Here is a 17,603-nt window from a genome sequence, read left to right on the forward strand (position 1 = left end):
ACCGGAGACTGCCATGTCGACTCCAGAAATACCTAAAAAAATCCCGCAATTCTCGGCACTTAAGCTCAACCCGGTTCCACCGAAAGAGGAATGCTGCTGCGACGGAGCGTGCGACACAAATAGTGCGCCGCTGCCTGAAAGCGGCAACCGCTACAGTTGGCTGGTCAACGGTATGGACTGCGCGGCCTGCGCCCGTAAAGTGGAAAACGCAGTCAAACAGGTGCCAGGCGTCAGCCACGTTCAGGTACTGTTCGCTACTGAAAAACTGCTGGTAAGCGCCGATACTGACGTCAGCCAACAGGTTGAAGCCGCCGTCAGCAAGGCGGGTTACGCCCTGCGTAGCGAAACCGCCCCCGCAGAGAAAACGTCATCTTTAAAAGAAAATCTGCCACTGATCACCCTCATCATCATGATGGCCCTCAGTTGGGGGCTGGAGCAGATTAACCATCCGTTCGGCAACCTGGCGTTTATCGCCACCACGCTGGTCGGGCTGTTCCCGATTGTCCGTCAGGCGCTGCGTCTGATGAAAAGCGGCAGCTGGTTTGCCATCGAAACGCTGATGAGCGTGGCGGCCATTGGTGCGCTGTTTATCGGCGCGACGGCGGAAGCGGCGATGGTTCTGCTGCTGTTCTTAATCGGCGAACGTCTTGAGGGCTGGGCGGCAAGCCGCGCACGTAAAGGCGTCAGTGCGTTAATGGCCCTGAAGCCCGAAACCGCCACGCGGGTCGTGAACGGCAATCGCGAAACAACCGCTATTTCTACCCTGCGCCCTGGCGATGTCATTGAAGTCGCCGCCGGCGGGCGTTTGCCTGCGGATGGCGCGCTGCTCACCGCCAACGCCAGCTTTGACGAAAGTGCTCTCACCGGAGAGTCCATTCCGGTAGAACGCGCGGCGGGTGAAAAAGTGCCTGCCGGAGCCACCAGCGTCGATCGCCTGGTGCAGTTGAAGGTACTTTCTGAGCCAGGCGACAGCGCCATTGACCGTATCCTGAAGCTGATTGAAGAGGCCGAAGAGCGCCGCGCGCCGGTCGAACGTTTTATCGACCGCTTTAGCCGGGTTTACACGCCTGCCATCATGCTGGTTGCCCTGCTGGTGGCGCTCGTCCCACCGCTGTTCTTCGGCGCGCCGTGGGAAGGCTGGATTTATAAAGGGCTGACGCTGCTGCTGATTGGCTGCCCGTGTGCGCTGGTGATTTCCACGCCAGCAGCGATTACGTCCGGCCTGGCGGCAGCGGCACGTCGCGGTGCGTTGATTAAGGGTGGCGCGGCGCTGGAACAGTTGAGCCAGGTTCAACATATTGCGTTCGACAAAACCGGCACGCTGACCGTCGGCAAGCCGCAGGTCACCGGTGTGTATCCGCAGGATATCAGTGAAAACGAACTGCTTACGCTGGCCGCCGCCGTGGAGCAGGGGTCAACCCACCCGCTGGCGCAGGCGGTTGTGCGTGAAGCGCAGGCGCGCGGGCTGAACATTCCGATGGCAACCGCACAACGAGCGCTGGTCGGGTCAGGGATTGAGGCCGAAGTCGCGGGTAAAAAAATAGTGATTGTCGCGGCGGGTCACTCCCCTGACCCACAGGTTGAGGCGTTAGAACAAGCTGGCCAGACGGTCGTTGCCGTCATACAGGACGATGTGGTGAAAGGGATACTGGCGCTGCGTGATACCCTGCGCGATGACGCAAAAGACGCCGTGGCGGCGCTGCATCAGCTGGGTGTGCAGGGTGTGATTTTGACAGGCGATAACCCGCGCGCGGCGGCGGCGATTGCCGGTGAACTGGGGCTGGAATTCAAAGCCGGATTATTGCCTGCGGATAAGGTTCGTGCCGTGACAGAACTGAACGCGCACGCGCCGCTGGCGATGGTCGGAGACGGCATTAACGATGCCCCGGCGATGAAAGCCTCCACCATCGGCATTGCGATGGGCAGCGGCACCGACGTGGCGCTGGAGACGGCGGACGCGGCGCTCACGCACAACCGACTGACCGGGCTGGCGCAGATGATTGGGCTGGCACGGGCAACCCGCACCAATATTCGCCAGAACATTGGCATTGCGCTGGGTCTGAAGGGCATTTTCCTTGTAACCACGCTGCTCGGCATGACCGGGCTATGGCTGGCAGTGCTGGCGGATACGGGGGCGACGGTGCTGGTCACGGCGAACGCGTTGCGGTTATTACGTCGGAAATAAAATCGTTATCGAACCGTAGTCCGGGTAAGGCGTAGCCGCCACCCGGCAATGGGTTGGGGTGCGGCTTGATGCCCTCACCCCAACCCTCACCCACAGGGAGAGGGAGAAGAGCGGCGTTACTGCATCCCTAACACCCTCGGCAACCATAAAGAAATTGCCGGGATATACGTCACCATCCCCAAGACCACCAGCAGCATGCCGTAGAACGGCAGCATGGCGCGGACTACCGTTTCGATCCGCTGTTTGCTCACCGCGCTCGCCACAAACAGCACTGACCCGACAGGCGGAGTAATCAGCCCAATCCCCAGGTTGACCATCATGATCATCCCGAAATGCACCGGGTCGATCCCCAGCGAATTAGTCACCGGCAGCAGCACCGGCGTCAGGATCAAAATGATCGGAGCCATGTCCATCAGCGTGCCAATCAGCAGCAGCATGATATTGAGATACATCAGGATCACGTATTTGTTATCCGACAGCGAGGTGAAGAACTCTGTAATGCGCGTCGGCAACTGCATATAGGTCATCACCGCGCCAAACGCCGCGGCAAAGCCGATCAAAATCATCACGATGGTGACGGTTTTGACCGTCCGGCACATTAGCTTTGGCAGTTCGTTCCACTTATAGTCGCGATAGATAAACATCGTGACAAAGAACGCCCACAGGCAGGCCACGGCTGCGGATTCGGTTGCGGTGAATATCCCGGACAAAATCCCGCCGAGGATAATTACTACCGTCATCAGCCCCCACAGTGCATCGAGCATGATTTTTAGCGCTTGCTTAAACGGAGTTTTTTCTCCTTTCGGATAGCCGCGTTTGCGGGCAAACCCCAGACACAGCACCATCAGGCTTACGCCGAGCAGCAGCCCCGGCAGCACGCCCGCGATAAACAGCGTGGCGATAGAAACCGTGCCGCCCGCCGCCAGCGAGTAAATCACCGAGTTGTGGCTGGGCGGGATTAAAATCGCCTGCACCGACCCGCTGGCCGTCACCGCCGCTGCGTATTCGCGCGGGTAGCCCTTCTTCTCCATCTCCGGGATCATCACGCTGCCAATGGAGGCCGTGTCCGCCACCGATGAACCGGAAATCGCCCCAAAAAACGTCGAGGCAACAATATTCACCAGCGACAGCCCGCCGCGTATAAAGCCGACAAATACGTAGGCGAAATTCACCAGCCGTCGTGCAATGCCCCCTTCTGCCATGATCGCCCCGGCAAGGATGAAGAACGGGATCGCCAGCAGGGTAAATTTGTTCACCCCGCTGGTGATCTGGATCATCAGCGCCTCCAGCGGCAGATCAATCCACAGCGCCCCTGCCACGGCGCTTAGCCCGACGGCAAAGGCCACCGGCATCCCCAGCGCCAGCAAAATGGCGAGGGTGAATAACAAAACAAATGCATCCATTGTTCACCCCTTAACTGTGGTTGCCGATCAGCACGACGGGACGGTTTTCCTGCGAGCCAAACAGCAGGCGTTCAACAACAAACAGGATCAGAATGGCGGACCCAACCGGCAGCGGCAGATAGCTTTCACCGGAGGTCAGGATCGGGAATTCCGCGACAGGCTGCTCCCAGAGATCGACGCACAGCCAGAGGCTGTACCAGAACATCAGAGCGGAGATCAGCAACATCAGCAGGTCGACCACGCGGGCGCAGAGGTTTTTCAGCCCTTCTGGCAGCCGGTCCGTGAGCATGTTTACCGCAATATGCGACCCGGCGCGGTAGCCTACCGCCGCGCCAATGAAGGTAAACGTCACCATGCAGATAATGGCAATCGGCTCCGGCCAGGACTCGCCGCGGTTAAGCACGTAGCGCGAGAAGATGCCAATCGGAATCACAACCGTCATCACCAGCAGGGAAATGCCCGCCACGGTCATGGCGAGCAGGTACAGACGGTCCATCCACTTCAGGTAGAGTTCGGACATACATGCTCCGGTTTACTGGACGTCAGCGATGGCTTTCATCAGATCCTGATGCTTTTCGCCATACTGGGCGCGCACCGGCTCTGTGGCTTTGATGAACACCGTTTTGTCGATGTCGTGGAACTGCACCCCGCCCGCCTTCATTTTCTCCAGCGCCTGGGCGTTATAAGCATCCCACAGCTTGCGTTGCTCAAACTGCGCTTCACGCGCCAGGGTCAGCACTTTTTGCTGCTCGTCGGCGCTGAGTTTGTCCCATTTCACTTTTGAGTAGAGCAGCATTTCCGGGGTGATAAAGTGGCCGCTCAGGGTGTAGTTTTTGGCGACTGGCATGTAGTTATGGGCGATAAAGGTCGGCGGGTTGTTCTCTGCGCCGTCAATCACGCCGGTTTGCATGCCGCTGTAAACCTCGCTGACGCCCATCGCCACCGAGTTCGCCCCCATGTCTTTCAGCGTGGCGAGCGCAACCGGGCTACCCTGCACGCGGATCTTCTTCCCTTTCAGATCCTCCGGTTTGACGATCGGCTCTTTGGTGATCAGGTTACGCGTACCGGAATCCATCCAGCCGAGGAAGACCAGCCGGGATTTCGGGTTGGCGGTCAGTTTATCGCCGATTTGTTTGCCGATATCCCCGTCGATAACTTTGTGCATATGGTCTTCATCGCGGAACACATAGGGCAGCGTAAAGACTTCAATATCCGGCAGGATGGCGGCAACAGGTGCCATCGAGACACGGATCATGTCGATAGCCCCCATCTGCGCCTGTTCAATCATCTGTTTTTCATCACCCAATACACCGCCAGGAAAAACCTTGATCTCCAGTTTGCCATCGGTTTGTTGTTTGAGTTTTTCACCCATATGCTGCACCGCCACCACGTTCGGGTAGCCTTCAGGGTGAACATCAGCAGCTTTAATGGTTTGAGCAGAAACGGAGCAGGCAAAAGCAGACAGACACAGAGCGGCCAGTAACGGCTTGAGGGTCGTTTTCATCGAGTCAACTCCAGGGTAGTGAGGTAAGCGTTAAAACGGTGTTTTAGTTTTATACGCTTAAAAATTAGACTACGGCTGGAAAAGCGGAGGTGAAGCGCCTCACAAAAGCGCGAAATTTTGAAACGATGGTTTAGAAAGGTTTTCTCCCTCTCCCTTTGGGAGAGGGCCGGGGTGAGGGTTTACCCCTTACGGATCACATACCGGTACGGTAATGCTTCTGTTTCCTGCGCTACCAGCTCATGTTCCATAAAGGTACAAAAACCGGGGATATCGCGCGTGGTCGCCGGATCGTCAGCAATAATTAACAGCGTTTCGCCGGTCTGCATAGTGCGCACGGTTTTGCGCACCATCATGACAGGTTCCGGACAGCGGAGGCCCTGGGCATCAAGGGTGTGGTCTGGGCTGGAGAACAGGTCGGTCATTTTCTTCTCGATCATAATAAAACGGCTGTAGTTTACGCCCCGTTGCCATCAATGCAAACCAGGTTAACGATTGCGTGAAAATTAGCCATTGCAAAGTCCAGTCAAAGCAGTATTATGCGGCGGTTTTTATTGGGTTCCCTCACCCCAACGTTCAAAAAGGTCACAATATGACGCAGTTTTCTCAATCGCAGCGCGTAAAGGCGTTGTTCTGGCTTTCGCTATTTCATCTGCTGGTGATCACCTCCAGCAACTATCTGGTGCAGCTCCCGATATCCATTTTTGGTTTCCACACCACCTGGGGCGCGTTCAGTTTTCCGTTTATTTTCCTCGCCACCGATTTGACCGTGCGGATCTTTGGCGCACCGCTGGCGCGGCGCATTATTTTCGCGGTGATGCTCCCGGCGCTGTTCATTTCGTATGTGATTTCCTCCCTGTTTTACATGGGAAGCTGGCAGGGCTTTGAGGCGCTGACGCACTTCAACCTGTTTGTCGCCCGTATCGCCGCCGCCAGCTTTATGGCCTACGCGCTGGGACAGATCCTCGACGTTCATGTGTTCAACCGCCTGCGTCAAAACCATCGCTGGTGGATGGCACCAACCGCCTCCACGCTGTTCGGTAACGTGAGCGATACGCTGGCCTTCTTCTTTATCGCCTTCTGGCGCAGCCCGGATGCCTTTATGGCCGAACACTGGATGGAAATCGCCCTCGTGGACTACTGCTTCAAGGTGCTCATCAGCATCGTGTTCTTCCTGCCGATGTATGGCGTATTGCTCAATATGCTGCTGAAAAGGCTGGCAGATAAATCTGAAATCTCCGCATTGCAGGCAGGTTAAGGGTTCGCTTTATCAGTTGTGATAAGATGAACGAATGAGCCGTTATGGCCGTTTATCGAAAGGAAGAAGTCAATGCGCAATCTGGTTAAATATGTCGGGATTGGCCTGCTGGTTGTTGGCCTTGCAGCCTGTGATAACAGCGACACCAAAACGCCTGCTCAGGGCGCGTCCGCAGAAAGCAACGCGACCGGTCAGCCGGTGAACCTGATGGATGGCAAACTCAGTTTCTCTCTGCCAGCAGACATGACCGATCAGAGCGGCAAGCTCGGCACTCAGGCGAACAACATGCACGTCTATTCCGACGCAACCGGACAAAAAGCGGTGATTGTGATTGTTGGCGACGATACCAGCGAGGAGCTGGGCGTGCTGTCCAAACGTCTGGAAGATCAGCAGCGTAGCCGCGACCCGCAGTTGCAGGTGGTGACCAATAAGTCCATCGAACTGAAAGGCCACACGCTCCAGCAACTGGACAGCATCATCTCTGCAAAAGGCCAGACGGCTTATTCGTCTGTGGTGCTGGGCAAGGTGGATAACAAACTGCTGACTATCCAGATTACGCTGCCAGCAGACGATCAGCAGAAAGCGCAGACCGCCGCGGAAAACATCATTAACACCATCGTGATTCAGTAATTTTTCACGATGATGACGTGGCCTCCGGTGCTTGCGCCGGGGGCCATTTTTTTAGCCGCCACGTCAGCAAGAGCGCCATCACCACCAGCCCCGCCGCCGCAAGATAGATAACCGGCACGCCCGCCCACGCCATCACCAGCCCTGCCAGCGGCCCGGTAATGCCCAGCGACATATCCATAAATACCGTATAGGTTGCCAGCGCCGCCCCCTGGTTTTGCTGCGGCACGGCTTTTACTGCCACCACGCCCAGCGCCGGGAAGACCAGCGAAAAGCCTGCGCCCGCGAGGAATACGCCGATTTTCGCCATCCACGGCGCGCTGGCGAACCCGGTGAGCAGCAGCCCGACAAACTCCACAGCAAAGCAGATCATCGCCACGTTCAGCCCGCCCAGACGGTTAATACCGTTCGGGAAGAGCAAACGTGCACCGACAAACGCACAGCTAAACAGGGTTAAGGCAAAGGCCGCGCCGTCCCAGCCTTTGGCGTCGTAGAACAACGTAATGAAGGTGGCTATCACGCCAAAACCGGTGGTTGCCAGCGCCAGCGCCATACCGTAGGGCCAGACGCGCCCCAGCACCGCGCGAAACGGCAACGGCTTGCCCTTGCTGGCTTTCACTTTCGGGCGCGGCAGTGCCAACAGGATCGCCAGCAGCGCGACCGCCATAATGGTGATGGACAGCCCGTACAGCCCGCCATACGCGTAGCACACCACCCCAAGCGGCGCGCCAATCGCCATCGCGCCGTAGGTAACAATGCCGTTCCAGGAGATAACCCGGCCAATATGTGGCGCACCAACGACGCCTACGCCCCACAGCGTCGAGCCGGTTCCCGCCAGGCTTTGCCCGATGCCGAGGATCACACGCCCCAGGCAGAGCAGCACCAGGCTGACCAGCGGCCAGTGGCTGGCCGTCGCTGCCAGAAAGTAGCTCAGACCACTCAGGAAGCAGCCGCACAGCCCCACGACGACAATGCTTTTCGGCCCGAACAAATCCGCATAGCGCCCTGCGTGCGGGCGACTCATTAGCGTGGCAAAATACTGCAGGCTGATCACCAGCCCCGCCCAGAACGCGCTGAAGCCCATCACGTCGTGAACGTAACCCGGCAAGATCGCCAGCGGCAGGCCAATCGTCAGGTAACTGGCGAAGTTAAAAATGACAACAGAAACAATCCGCAGATTGAGGCGCAATCCGCTCAGCGCCGGTTCGACGGCAGGTTCGGGCATGGAGATCTACCTGGGTTTTTGCAACAGTGTTTCACTATTACCATGAAGAGAGGCGAAAATCAGCAGCGACTTTAAGATTAACAGTGCCAGACGAAGCGCATCCCGCACACTACACTTAACGGGCTACCGGTAAAAGGAATCCGTATGACACCCACCCAGCCCGATAAAGCGGGACTCCATATTTTGCTAAAACTGGCCTGTCTCGTGGTTATCCTTGCGGGTATCCATGCTGCTGCCGATATTCTTGTCCAGCTCCTGCTGGCGCTTTTCTTTGCTATCGTACTCAACCCGCTTGTGACCTGGTTTTTGCGCCGTGGCGTTAGCCGCCCGGTCGCCATCACTATCGTCGTCGCGGTGATGCTGATTGTGCTTACGGCGCTGTTTGGCGTGCTGGCGGCATCACTCAGCGAATTCTCCACCATGCTGCCGAAATACAACAGAGAGCTGACGCGGAAGATCGTAGACCTGCAGGAGATGATGCCCTTCCTTAACCTGCATATTTCGCCGGAGCGGATGCTGCGCAGAATGGACTCCGAGAAGCTAATGACCTACGCCACCACGCTGATGACCGGGCTTTCCGGAGCCATGGCCAGCATTCTTCTGCTGGTGATGACGGTGGTGTTTATGCTCTTTGAAGTGCGCCACGTACCGTACAAACTGCGCTTCGCCCTGACCAATCCGCAAATTCATATTGCGGGTCTGCACCGGGCCCTGAAAGGCGTGACCAAATATCTGGCGCTTAAAACGTTACTGAGTCTTTGGACCGGGGTCATCGTCTGGCTTGGCCTCACGCTGCTGGACGTCCAGTTTGCCCTGATGTGGGGCGTACTGGCGTTTTTGCTGAACTATGTTCCCAATATCGGCGCGGTGCTGTCTGCCGTGCCGCCGATGATTCAGGCTTTTCTGTTTAACGGATTTTACGAATGCATGCTGGTAGGCGCGCTTTTCCTTGTTGTGCATATGGTGCTGGGGAATATCGTTGAACCGCGCATGATGGGCCATCGACTGGGAATGTCGACGCTGGTCGTCTTTTTATCCTTACTGGTCTGGGGATGGCTGCTGGGACCGGTCGGGATGCTGTTATCAGTGCCGCTGACCAGCGTATGCAAAATCTGGATGGAGACCACCAAAGGTGGCAGCAAACTCGCCATTCTGCTGGGTCCAGGTCGGCCAAAAAGCCGATTACCGGGATAGTCGGCCTGACAGGATGAGGCATAAAGACAGGTTCGCTCCGACGCTCAATTTAAGACAACCAGATGAGCAATGTGGCGCTTTAGATTATATTATGGGGAAAGCCCGTCAGATTAATAGCGAGTGTTTGCAACGCAATCACGCTGTCTCTGGCGGCCTTCATACCTCGATAATCATCAAACGCCGGGCGTAACTATGTACCAGTTTCTACTGGGAAAAATCTCTACCCTTAGCGCGGACCCGCTGGCGTCAACGCTTGCAGATATGGCACCTCAGGGTGCGAGAAGCGCATCCTGGATTGCAGGACGGACGCTGCTCGCCAGCGCGTTATCGCCCTCTCCTCTGCCTGAAATCATCGTTGGTGAACAGGGGAAGCCCGCCTTCGTGGATGCGTATCCTTTCTGGTTTAACCTGAGCCACAGCGGTGATGATATTGCGCTTCTGCTGAGCGATGAAGGCGAAGTGGGCTGTGATATTGAAGTGATACGCCCGCACGAAAACTGGCAGGCGCTGGCTAACGCCGTTTTCAGCGTGGCGGAACATGCCGAGCTTGAGCGCGAAGATCCAGAGGCAAAGCTCGCCGCCTTCTGGCGCATCTGGACGCGAAAAGAGGCCATTGTGAAGCAGCGCGGCGGCAGCGCCTGGCAGATTGTCAGCATCGACAGCACCTCCCGATCCCACTCGGTGAGCCAGTTACGGCTTGGTTCGTTGAGCCTTGCCGTCTGTACACCGACACCCTTTACCCTGACCACCGGGTCGATTACACATCACGGAATGTCCAGGGTATAAGCCACTCTCTTCGTTAATGCCCTGTAGATGAAAGGCCTCCATCATCAACTGCTACGCTTTATGTCTGAACAGTGAAAAAGACAGGAGCGGATCATGAAAATCGATTTTACGGGGAAAGTCGCGCTGGTAACCGCCTCAACCGGCGGCATTGGGTTTGCCATCGCCAGAGGGCTGGCGGAAAGCGGTGCAGAGGTGATTATCAATGGCCGAAGCACCGACTCGGTGAATAAAGGTATTCAGGCGCTACAGCAGGTGGTGCCTGGCGTTCAGGTACGCGCGGCCATTGCCGATCTCAGCACGCAGGAGGGGGTAGACTCACTCCTGAAAGTGGCTTCCGACGTCGATATTCTGGTGAATAATGCCGGGATTTATGGACCACAGGATTTTTATTCTACCGACGATGACACCTGGGAGCGTTACTGGCAGACCAACGTGATGTCCGGCGTGCGCCTCTCCCGCGCGTTATTGCCAGGCATGGTGCAAAAAGGCTGGGGTCGCGTGGTGTTTATCTCATCCGAGTCGGCCTGCAATATTCCGGCTGACATGATCCACTACGGCGTGACCAAAACGGCGCAGCTCTCGCTGGCGCGCGGGCTGGCGAAATTCGTGGCGGGAAGCGGTGTCACGGTGAACAGCGTGCTGCCTGGCCCGACAATGTCGGACGGATTCGCTGAAATGATGAAGGATGAAATCGAAAAAACCGGCAAGTCGCTGGAACAGCTGGCGAAAGAGTTTGTCATGACCAACCGCCCAAGCTCGGTTATCCAGCGTGCCGCAACGGTAGAAGAGGTCGCCAATATGGTGGTGTATGTCTGTTCAGCTCAGGCCTCCGCCACCTCCGGCGCGGCGTTACGCGTCGACGGTGGCGTGGTAGATGACATTATTTAATGTCATCAGGCCGTACTGCCTGCAACCCGGCGGGCAGTGATAAAGCGCGCCTGCCAGTAGTTGTCAGTCAGGGTTGATACCGTCACGCCCTGGCTGCTTGAGGCGTGAATAAACTGGCTGTCACCGATATAAACCCCCACGTGTCGGCGGTGCGGACCGGTCTGGAAGAACACCAGATCGCCCGCTTTCAGGCGATACTGCGCGACCCGGACACCTCGCCGGATCTGCTCGCCCGTGGTGCGTGGCAGGCTGAGATGAGCGGCATCACTGAACAGATGCTGCATCAGCGCAGAACAATCCACACCCCGGTGCGTCGTACCGCCCCACTGATACTGGGTGCCTTTCCACTTCTGGTATTGATCCAGAATACGCGAGCGAAGCGGACCGGTTTCCGGCTGCTCAAGCGCGGTTTTCGCCGGAGAGGCAAAAAACGCATTATGTGGCGCAAGCATTGAGGCAGGCAGTTGAAAGCTCAATGCAGAAAATGAGGCAAAACTTAACGAGAGTATTGAAATAAGCGATCTAAAAGTCATATCAAGAAAAAAGCAGTGAGTGAGTTTTTCCGTACCAGTGGAGGCCAATGTTCCTCCGAAATATCTTTCGATGTGGCGATAATATAGACAGTTCATTTTTTACCCAACGTTTATCGAGACCAAAAATGGACTCACTTTCAGGTCGCAAGATTGATAAAAAAATGCACGTGACAGAAGGACTCCAGAGGTAAAGCAGGTAAACTAATGAGCAGAATGTGTATTTCAGCTAAGACGTATTTATGACCAATATGATCGCCGACGAGGCAGTAGCCCGGTCCAACGTGCTCTCTGTCTTTGACTTTGATGGAACGTTGACCCATCACGACAGCTTTATCCCTTTCCTGCGTTTTGCCTTTGGTAAACGCTACTTCGCGGGCCGCCTGGTACGCATGGCGCTGCCAACGCTGCACTGTGTACGCCGCAAGCTAACGCGTGATGAGCTGAAAGAGGTGTTGATCAGAACCTTCCTGACGGGCGTGGACGAACACTGGTTACGTCAACAGGCGGAAGCATTTTGTGAAAAATACTGGGATAAATTGATGCGTCCGGCAGGCGTGCTGGCGGTAGCGGCTGAAGTGAATTCGGGTGCGGAAGTGACCATCTGCTCCGCGTCTCCGGCGCTGGTCCTGCAACCGTGGGCCGATAAGCTCGGCATTAAGCTGATTGGCACCCAACTGGAAGTAAAAAACGGCAAGCTGACCGGGCGTATCACCGGCCACAACTGCCGTTGTGCTCAGAAGGTGGCAAGGCTGGAAAAAGTCTATGGCAATCTGAACGATTACCACCTGCGCGCATGGGGCGATACCCGTGGCGATCATGAACTGCTGGCGGCAGCGCAGGACCCGCACTGGCGGCACTTCCACCACCCGCGCAAGCGCCGAAATTCACCCATCAAGTAGCCTTTTTGCCGGGTGGCGGCTGCGCCTTACCCGGCCTACATTCGAACCGTAGGCCCGGTAGCGAAGCGCCACCGGGCGATGAATCAGGCCTCTTTCCTGCCAGGGAACATCACGCTCGCAATAATCCCCAGCGCCAGCACGCCCAGCACCACAAACAGGCTCGCCGTCGCGCCGATATTGTAGCCGTGATGCCAGAAATGATCCGTCGCATTCAGACCGAGCTTGAACGCCACAAAGAACAGCAGTAACACTACCGCTTTCTCCAGATGCACCAGATACTGTTTCAGCGCTTCCAGTACGAAGTAGAGGGTACGCAGGCCGAGGATGGCGAACATCATCGCGCTGTAGATAATCAGCGGCTCGCGGCTCACCGCAATAATGGCTGGCACAGAGTCAAACGCGAACATCACGTCAGAGAGTTCCACCACCGCCACACAGAGCAGCAGCGGCGTGGCGTAGCGCTTTGCTTTCTTCACACGCCCCACCATCACGTCCTGGTTTTCGGGTTTCTCAAGCTCCGCATCCACCTCTTTCTGCGTCAGAATAAACGCGTGGCTGCTGATTTTCGGCCAGACCGGATAAAAACGCTTTACCAGACGATACGCCAGATGACCGGAGTAATCCTCGACTTCGTCGCTCTCTTCATTACGCCTGAGCATCATCACTGCCGTCCAGCCAACGACCAGCGCAAAAATCACCTCAACGTATGGCCCCAGGCTAAGCAGGCTGGTGCCGATAGCCACGAAAATGCCGCGGAAAACAATCGCCCCCAGCACACCCCAGTAGAGTACACGGTGACGATACTTATCCGGCACGCCGAACCAGGCGAAGATCGCCATCATCACGAACAGGTTATCAACGGAGAGCACCTCTTCAAGCGCATACCCTGTCAGGAACAGGCTCGCCATTTCGGCACCGTGGTGAACGTACAGGAACCCGGCGAAGGCCATCGCCATCATGACCCAAAAAATGGACCACATCGCGGCGCTTTTCAGCGAGATCGGTTTATCGTGGCGGTGCATAAAGAGGTCGATAAACATCGCCCCAACGGCCATCACAACAAAGACAACAACGGTTTCCGTGGGGAAACCGAGATGAGCAGCAGACATACACAACCCTTTTCTGGAGGCAAAACACAAAAACCATGCAGACTGGCCTGAGCCAGTAAATAAAAAGAGTGGGCCTTGTTAGGGGCACAGCACTCTAAAAAGTCAATATTAACCGTTCTTTTCGGCAAGCGCCTGCGCACACGCCCAGGCACTCGCCCATGCCCACTGGAAGTTATACCCACCCAGCCAGCCGGTAACATCCATCACTTCGCCGATAAAATAGAGCCCCGGCACGTTACGCGCTTCCATGGTGCGTGATGAAAGCTCATGAGTATCCACACCGCCGAGCGTAACTTCCGCCGTCCGGTAGCCTTCTGTCCCGTTTGGCTGGACGCGCCAGTTCGTCAGCGTCTCGACCAGCGTTTCCTGTTCGCGGCTGTTCAACTGCTTAAGCGCGACGTCCGGGATCTGCCCTAACACCTGCAGGCACTCCACCAGACGTTTCGGTAGCTGCATCGCCAGAGTGTTCTTCAGGCTCTGATTCGGGTGCGCGGTGCGTTGCTCATTGAGGAATGCGCCGAGATCGCAGTCCGGCACCAGATTCACCGTCACAAACTCGCCCGGCTGCCAGTAGCTGGAAATTTGCAGCACCGCCGGGCCGGAGAGCCCGCGATGGGTGAACAGCAGATTTTCGCGGAACACCGTACCGTCTTCGGCGGTAATGACTGATGGAACAGAAACGCCAGAAAGCGTCTGTAATTGTTCCAGCAGAGGTTTATGCAGCGTGAACGGCACCAGCCCTGCGCGCGTCGGCAGCACCTTCAGGCCGAACTGCTCAGCAATCTTATAGCCGAACGGGGAAGCGCCCAGCCCTGGCATCGACAGGCCGCCGCTGGCGATCACCAGGTTTCCGGCGCTGACGCTTTCACCGTTGAGCTGCAGCGTGTAGCCCTGTTCGTCGCGCGCCACGTCCAGCACTTCCGTGCGCAGGCGCATCACCACGCCGCCCTTCTCGCACTCAGCCACCAGCATATCGACAATCTGCTGCGCGGAGTCGTCGCAGAACAGCTGTCCCAGCGTCTTTTCATGCCACGCGATGCCGTGCTTGCCCACCAGCTCAATAAAATCCCACTGGGTATAGCGTGCCAGCGCCGATTTGCAAAAATGACGATTTTGGCTCAAATAGGCCGCAGGTTCGACATAGAGATTAGTGAAGTTACAGCGCCCGCCACCGGACATCAGGATCTTGCGGCCAGGCTTTTTACCGTTATCCAGCAGCAGCACACGGCGACCCGCTTGTCCGGCCATTGCCGCACAAAACATACCCGCCGCACCGGCACCAATTACCACGGCATCAAACCTTTCCACGTCAAAATCCTCTTCGTTAACTGCCGCGGATTGTAAAGTTTCCTCTGTGGTCACACCAGCGCAAATAACCCAGATATCAGTCATATATCTGAAATATAAAATATATTTCTTTACCTGCGCTAAACAAAGCCGAAGGAATATCAAAAAAAAGCTATATTTCACTTTGCCCGTTGCGCATTTGTCCTGGATAATGCGCCGCGTTCATGTCCTCAAAATGGCGTAACGTCCTATGCTACATTTGTTTGCTGGCCTGGATTTACATACCGGGCTTTTATTATTGCTTGCTCTGGTTTTTGTACTGTTTTACGAAGCAATCAACGGCTTCCACGACACTGCAAACGCAGTAGCAACGGTTATCTACACGCGCGCAATGCGGTCGCAGCTTGCGGTTGTTATGGCGGCGGTATTTAACTTTTTTGGTGTCCTCCTGGGCGGACTGAGCGTTGCGTATGCCATCGTGCATATGCTGCCAACGGATCTGCTGCTTAACGTTAGTTCTGGCCATGGCCTTGCTATGGTGTTCTCAATGCTGCTTGCTGCAATTATCTGGAACCTCGGAACCTGGTATTTCGGCCTGCCTGCATCCAGTTCTCACACCCTCATCGGCGCGATTATCGGTATCGGGTTAACCAATGCCCTGATGACCGGGACCTCCGTCGTTGATGCGCTGAACATCCCGAAAGTGCTGGGGATTTTCGGCTCACTGATCATCTCTCCTATCGTCGGTCTGGTGGTTGCAGGTGGATTAATTTTCATTCTGCGTCGCTACTGGAGCAACACGAAAAAACGTGCGCGTATCCACCTGACGCCAGCAGAGCGTGAAAAGAAAGACGGCAAGAAAAAGCCGCCATTCTGGACACGTATCGCGCTGATCATTTCCGCTATCGGCGTGGCTTTCTCTCACGGTGCAAACGATGGTCAGAAAGGCATTGGTCTGGTGATGCTGGTTCTGATTGGCGTGGCTCCGGCAGGTTTCGTGGTTAACATGAACGCCTCCGGTTACGAAATCACCCGTACCCGTGACGCCATTAACAACGTTGAAGTTTACTTCCAGCAACACCCTGAGTTGTTGAAGAAAGCGACCGGCGTTGACCAGCTGATTCCGTCTCCGGAAGCGGGTGCAACTACCGCACCAGGTGAGTTCCACTGCCATCCGGCAAACGCGATTAACGCGCTGGAACGTGCCAAAGGTATGCTGGGCGATATCGAAAGCTACGACAAACTGGCGGTTGAACAACGTGGTCAGCTGCGTCGTATTATGCTCTGCATCTCTGATATTACCGATAAAGTCGCGAAGCTGCCGGAAGTGAATGCTGACGACCAGCGTCTACTGAAGAAACTGAAAAGCGATATGCTCAATACCATTGAGTACGCGCCAATCTGGATCATCATGGCAGTCGCGCTGGCGCTCGGTATCGGTACGATGATTGGCTGGCGTCGTGTGGCGACCACCATCGGCGAGAAGATTGGTAAGAAAGGCATGACCTATGCGCAGGGTATGTCCGCGCAGATGACGGCGGCCGTTTCTATCGGTCTGGCGAGCTACACCGGTATGCCAGTATCAACTACCCACGTACTTTCCTCGTCCGTGGCAGGGACTATGATTGTTGACGGTGGCGGTCTGCAACGCAAAACCGTCACCAACATTCTGATGGCCTGGGTGTTCACCCTCCCGGCGTCTATCCTGCTGTCTGGCGGTCTGTACTGGATTTCGCTGAAGCTGATTTAATCGGTTGAAGGCGACAAAAAAGCGGGTCAGGAAACTGGCCCGCTTTTTTTATGGCTGCTATTTTCCCTGAAGTGTTTGATAACATGAGGATTTCCTGAACATTTTTTGTTCAATTTTAAAACACAGAAAAAACTATCATGGCGGCCAGAAGAAAAATCCAGACAAAGGAGAATGTATGGCTTCTGTCCCTATCTCAGGACCGGGTTCAATCGTTATAGCGAACAATATGCGTGAGGCACGCCTTAACGGAATGTCACGCAATATGGCTACGCCCTCAACGTATTATTGGTTCTACCAAAAAGTCCGAAATGGCGGTCCCTGGGATTATAAAAAATTCGACCCTTATTTTGCTGCATTTGGTAACTTCAATTTCGGCGCAGCTGGAACCGCCGCGGGCATCCCTGCAAACATCCTTCTTATGGGCGCAGGCTGGGCTCAAGGCCGGGCAGGCACCTCAAAACCAGAATGGGGAAAATGGTACGAAAAGCCGCCTTACGGAGACGACCCAACGGACCAACGCAACATCAGAGAAGGGATAGAATATGCCATTCAAAACGGCTATTAAATGGATTCATCGCCTTGTTACACTTTCGCTTCTGGCTCTGGTCATTGGATTTCTCTGGTTAAAGCAGCAGCCCAATCAGCGAAATAGCGATGAACTTCAACGCGTTTATAAATTATCTGACAGCGTCTGGCTCTATATGACCGTGAACAATCAGGGTGGCGCAACCGTGCCAACAGTCTACCGTTACTATCTCTCTGCAAAAATAGCGGGAAAAGACTCTGACATTATCCATCAGCTTGCTATGAAGCATCCGGTCATCGAAGGTACAGGCACGATTACCGCAGCCAGTATTGATACAAGCGGGGAAGTGAAAATTACCTATAGCGGGAAGGTTATCTCGATTGAGGACAATATTTCAGATCTTCAATTCACAGTTAATCCCTGAGCCTGATG

Annotated in this window: 17 protein-coding genes and 1 pseudogene; 10 read left to right on the top strand and 8 right to left on the bottom strand. The window is 55.7% G+C overall.

What is annotated here, in order from left to right:
* Nucleotides 1-13: 13 nt before the first annotated feature.
* The gene (gene zntA, locus EoCCA6_RS10460) at nucleotides 14-2,185 is read left to right on the top strand and encodes a Zn(II)/Cd(II)/Pb(II) translocating P-type ATPase ZntA (RefSeq protein WP_152082593.1); all 2,172 of its coding nucleotides are present in this window, start codon (nucleotides 14-16) and stop codon (nucleotides 2,183-2,185) included.
* 116 nt (nucleotides 2,186-2,301) lie between these two features.
* On the opposite strand, the gene EoCCA6_RS10465 is transcribed toward zntA, so the two are convergent.
* From EoCCA6_RS10465 to tusA, 4 genes are all read right to left on the bottom strand, one after another.
* Complete coding sequence (locus tag EoCCA6_RS10465) at nucleotides 2,302-3,588, bottom strand: TRAP transporter large permease (RefSeq protein WP_152082594.1); 1,287 nt, start codon at nucleotides 3,586-3,588, stop codon at nucleotides 2,302-2,304.
* Between the two features lie 10 nt (nucleotides 3,589-3,598).
* On the bottom strand, nucleotides 3,599-4,108 hold the full coding sequence (locus EoCCA6_RS10470) for a TRAP transporter small permease (RefSeq protein ID WP_152082595.1): 510 nt from the start codon (nucleotides 4,106-4,108) through the stop codon (nucleotides 3,599-3,601).
* A 12-nt stretch (nucleotides 4,109-4,120) separates the two neighbouring features.
* The gene (locus tag EoCCA6_RS10475; protein ID WP_152082596.1) at nucleotides 4,121-5,092 is read right to left on the bottom strand and encodes a TRAP transporter substrate-binding protein; all 972 of its coding nucleotides are present in this window, start codon (nucleotides 5,090-5,092) and stop codon (nucleotides 4,121-4,123) included.
* A 179-nt stretch (nucleotides 5,093-5,271) separates the two neighbouring features.
* Nucleotides 5,272-5,514 carry a sulfurtransferase TusA gene (tusA, locus tag EoCCA6_RS10480; RefSeq protein WP_126545892.1) on the bottom strand — a complete coding sequence of 81 codons (243 nt, stop codon included), beginning with the start codon at nucleotides 5,512-5,514 and terminating at the stop codon, nucleotides 5,272-5,274.
* Nucleotides 5,515-5,681: 167 nt separating this feature from the next.
* Between tusA and EoCCA6_RS10485 the strand changes: the two genes are divergently transcribed.
* Nucleotides 5,682-6,347 carry a 7-cyano-7-deazaguanine/7-aminomethyl-7-deazaguanine transporter gene (locus EoCCA6_RS10485; protein ID WP_152082597.1) on the top strand — a complete coding sequence of 222 codons (666 nt, stop codon included), beginning with the start codon at nucleotides 5,682-5,684 and terminating at the stop codon, nucleotides 6,345-6,347.
* Between the two features lie 72 nt (nucleotides 6,348-6,419).
* Nucleotides 6,420-6,977, top strand: coding sequence for a DcrB family lipoprotein (locus EoCCA6_RS10490; protein ID WP_152082598.1), 558 nt, complete (start codon nucleotides 6,420-6,422; stop codon nucleotides 6,975-6,977).
* A 4-nt stretch (nucleotides 6,978-6,981) separates the two neighbouring features.
* Here EoCCA6_RS10490 and EoCCA6_RS10495 read toward each other — a convergent pair.
* Nucleotides 6,982-8,243 (bottom strand): annotated as a pseudogene (locus tag EoCCA6_RS10495) (MFS transporter).
* Nucleotides 8,244-8,343: 100 nt separating this feature from the next.
* Here EoCCA6_RS10495 and EoCCA6_RS10500 point away from each other — a divergent pair.
* The 3 genes from EoCCA6_RS10500 to EoCCA6_RS10515 all read left to right on the top strand — a co-directional run bounded on the left by EoCCA6_RS10500 (nucleotide 8,344) and on the right by EoCCA6_RS10515 (nucleotide 11,067).
* Nucleotides 8,344-9,393: an AI-2E family transporter gene (locus EoCCA6_RS10500; protein WP_152082600.1), complete on the top strand. Its 1,050-nt coding sequence runs from the start codon at nucleotides 8,344-8,346 to the stop codon at nucleotides 9,391-9,393.
* A 192-nt stretch (nucleotides 9,394-9,585) separates the two neighbouring features.
* Nucleotides 9,586-10,179 (top strand): 4'-phosphopantetheinyl transferase AcpT, encoded by a 594-nt coding sequence (gene acpT / locus EoCCA6_RS10510; RefSeq protein WP_152082602.1) that lies wholly within the window; start codon nucleotides 9,586-9,588, stop codon nucleotides 10,177-10,179.
* Between the two features lie 93 nt (nucleotides 10,180-10,272).
* Nucleotides 10,273-11,067 carry an SDR family NAD(P)-dependent oxidoreductase gene (locus tag EoCCA6_RS10515; protein ID WP_152082603.1) on the top strand — a complete coding sequence of 265 codons (795 nt, stop codon included), beginning with the start codon at nucleotides 10,273-10,275 and terminating at the stop codon, nucleotides 11,065-11,067.
* A gap of 5 nt (nucleotides 11,068-11,072) precedes the next feature.
* On the opposite strand, the gene EoCCA6_RS10520 is transcribed toward EoCCA6_RS10515, so the two are convergent.
* On the bottom strand, nucleotides 11,073-11,600 hold the full coding sequence (locus EoCCA6_RS10520; protein ID WP_152082604.1) for an NlpC/P60 family protein: 528 nt from the start codon (nucleotides 11,598-11,600) through the stop codon (nucleotides 11,073-11,075).
* Between the two features lie 239 nt (nucleotides 11,601-11,839).
* On the opposite strand from EoCCA6_RS10520, the gene EoCCA6_RS10525 reads away from it, so the two are divergent.
* Nucleotides 11,840-12,499: an HAD family hydrolase gene (locus EoCCA6_RS10525; protein WP_152082605.1), complete on the top strand. Its 660-nt coding sequence runs from the start codon at nucleotides 11,840-11,842 to the stop codon at nucleotides 12,497-12,499.
* Nucleotides 12,500-12,582: 83 nt separating this feature from the next.
* Here EoCCA6_RS10525 and EoCCA6_RS10530 read toward each other — a convergent pair whose 3' ends face one another.
* On the bottom strand, nucleotides 12,583-13,608 hold the full coding sequence (locus EoCCA6_RS10530) for a TerC/Alx family metal homeostasis membrane protein (RefSeq protein WP_152082606.1): 1,026 nt from the start codon (nucleotides 13,606-13,608) through the stop codon (nucleotides 12,583-12,585).
* A gap of 108 nt (nucleotides 13,609-13,716) precedes the next feature.
* Nucleotides 13,717-14,916: a BaiN/RdsA family NAD(P)/FAD-dependent oxidoreductase gene (locus EoCCA6_RS10535; RefSeq protein ID WP_152082607.1), complete on the bottom strand. Its 1,200-nt coding sequence runs from the start codon at nucleotides 14,914-14,916 to the stop codon at nucleotides 13,717-13,719.
* Between the two features lie 229 nt (nucleotides 14,917-15,145).
* On the opposite strand from EoCCA6_RS10535, the gene pitA reads away from it, so the two are divergent.
* From pitA to EoCCA6_RS10550, 3 genes are all read left to right on the top strand, one after another.
* Nucleotides 15,146-16,645, top strand: coding sequence for an inorganic phosphate transporter PitA (gene pitA, locus EoCCA6_RS10540; RefSeq protein ID WP_152082608.1), 1,500 nt, complete (start codon nucleotides 15,146-15,148; stop codon nucleotides 16,643-16,645).
* 175 nt (nucleotides 16,646-16,820) lie between these two features.
* Nucleotides 16,821-17,210 (top strand): polymorphic toxin type 44 domain-containing protein, encoded by a 390-nt coding sequence (locus tag EoCCA6_RS10545; RefSeq protein WP_029740249.1) that lies wholly within the window; start codon nucleotides 16,821-16,823, stop codon nucleotides 17,208-17,210.
* Nucleotides 17,188-17,595, top strand: a complete 408-nt coding sequence (locus EoCCA6_RS10550; RefSeq protein WP_152082609.1) for a hypothetical protein — start codon at nucleotides 17,188-17,190, stop codon at nucleotides 17,593-17,595. Before EoCCA6_RS10545 ends, EoCCA6_RS10550 begins: the two co-directional genes overlap by 23 nt.
* Nucleotides 17,596-17,603: the final 8 nt, after the last annotated feature.

It is taken from the genome of Enterobacter oligotrophicus, from assembly GCF_009176645.1.
In the GTDB taxonomy this organism is placed as follows: Bacteria; Pseudomonadota; Gammaproteobacteria; order Enterobacterales; family Enterobacteriaceae; genus Enterobacter; species Enterobacter oligotrophicus.

What these genes read in the sequence shown, in the direction of transcription:
- zntA (WP_152082593.1), top strand. Translation starts at nt 14, where the DNA reads ATGTCGACTCCAGAAATACCTAAAAAAATCCCGCAATTCTCGGCACTT.
- EoCCA6_RS10465 (WP_152082594.1), bottom strand. Translation starts at nt 3,588, where the DNA reads ATGGATGCATTTGTTTTGTTATTCACCCTCGCCATTTTGCTGGCGCTG.
- EoCCA6_RS10470 (WP_152082595.1), bottom strand. Translation starts at nt 4,108, where the DNA reads ATGTCCGAACTCTACCTGAAGTGGATGGACCGTCTGTACCTGCTCGCC.
- EoCCA6_RS10475 (WP_152082596.1), bottom strand. Translation starts at nt 5,092, where the DNA reads ATGAAAACGACCCTCAAGCCGTTACTGGCCGCTCTGTGTCTGTCTGCT.
- tusA (WP_126545892.1), bottom strand. Translation starts at nt 5,514, where the DNA reads ATGACCGACCTGTTCTCCAGCCCAGACCACACCCTTGATGCCCAGGGC.
- EoCCA6_RS10485 (WP_152082597.1), top strand. Translation starts at nt 5,682, where the DNA reads ATGACGCAGTTTTCTCAATCGCAGCGCGTAAAGGCGTTGTTCTGGCTT.
- EoCCA6_RS10490 (WP_152082598.1), top strand. Translation starts at nt 6,420, where the DNA reads ATGCGCAATCTGGTTAAATATGTCGGGATTGGCCTGCTGGTTGTTGGC.
- EoCCA6_RS10500 (WP_152082600.1), top strand. Translation starts at nt 8,344, where the DNA reads ATGACACCCACCCAGCCCGATAAAGCGGGACTCCATATTTTGCTAAAA.
- acpT (WP_152082602.1), top strand. Translation starts at nt 9,586, where the DNA reads ATGTACCAGTTTCTACTGGGAAAAATCTCTACCCTTAGCGCGGACCCG.
- EoCCA6_RS10515 (WP_152082603.1), top strand. Translation starts at nt 10,273, where the DNA reads ATGAAAATCGATTTTACGGGGAAAGTCGCGCTGGTAACCGCCTCAACC.
- EoCCA6_RS10520 (WP_152082604.1), bottom strand. Translation starts at nt 11,600, where the DNA reads ATGACTTTTAGATCGCTTATTTCAATACTCTCGTTAAGTTTTGCCTCA.
- EoCCA6_RS10525 (WP_152082605.1), top strand. Translation starts at nt 11,840, where the DNA reads ATGACCAATATGATCGCCGACGAGGCAGTAGCCCGGTCCAACGTGCTC.
- EoCCA6_RS10530 (WP_152082606.1), bottom strand. Translation starts at nt 13,608, where the DNA reads ATGTCTGCTGCTCATCTCGGTTTCCCCACGGAAACCGTTGTTGTCTTT.
- pitA (WP_152082608.1), top strand. Translation starts at nt 15,146, where the DNA reads ATGCTACATTTGTTTGCTGGCCTGGATTTACATACCGGGCTTTTATTA.
- EoCCA6_RS10545 (WP_029740249.1), top strand. Translation starts at nt 16,821, where the DNA reads ATGGCTTCTGTCCCTATCTCAGGACCGGGTTCAATCGTTATAGCGAAC.
- EoCCA6_RS10550 (WP_152082609.1), top strand. Translation starts at nt 17,188, where the DNA reads ATGCCATTCAAAACGGCTATTAAATGGATTCATCGCCTTGTTACACTT.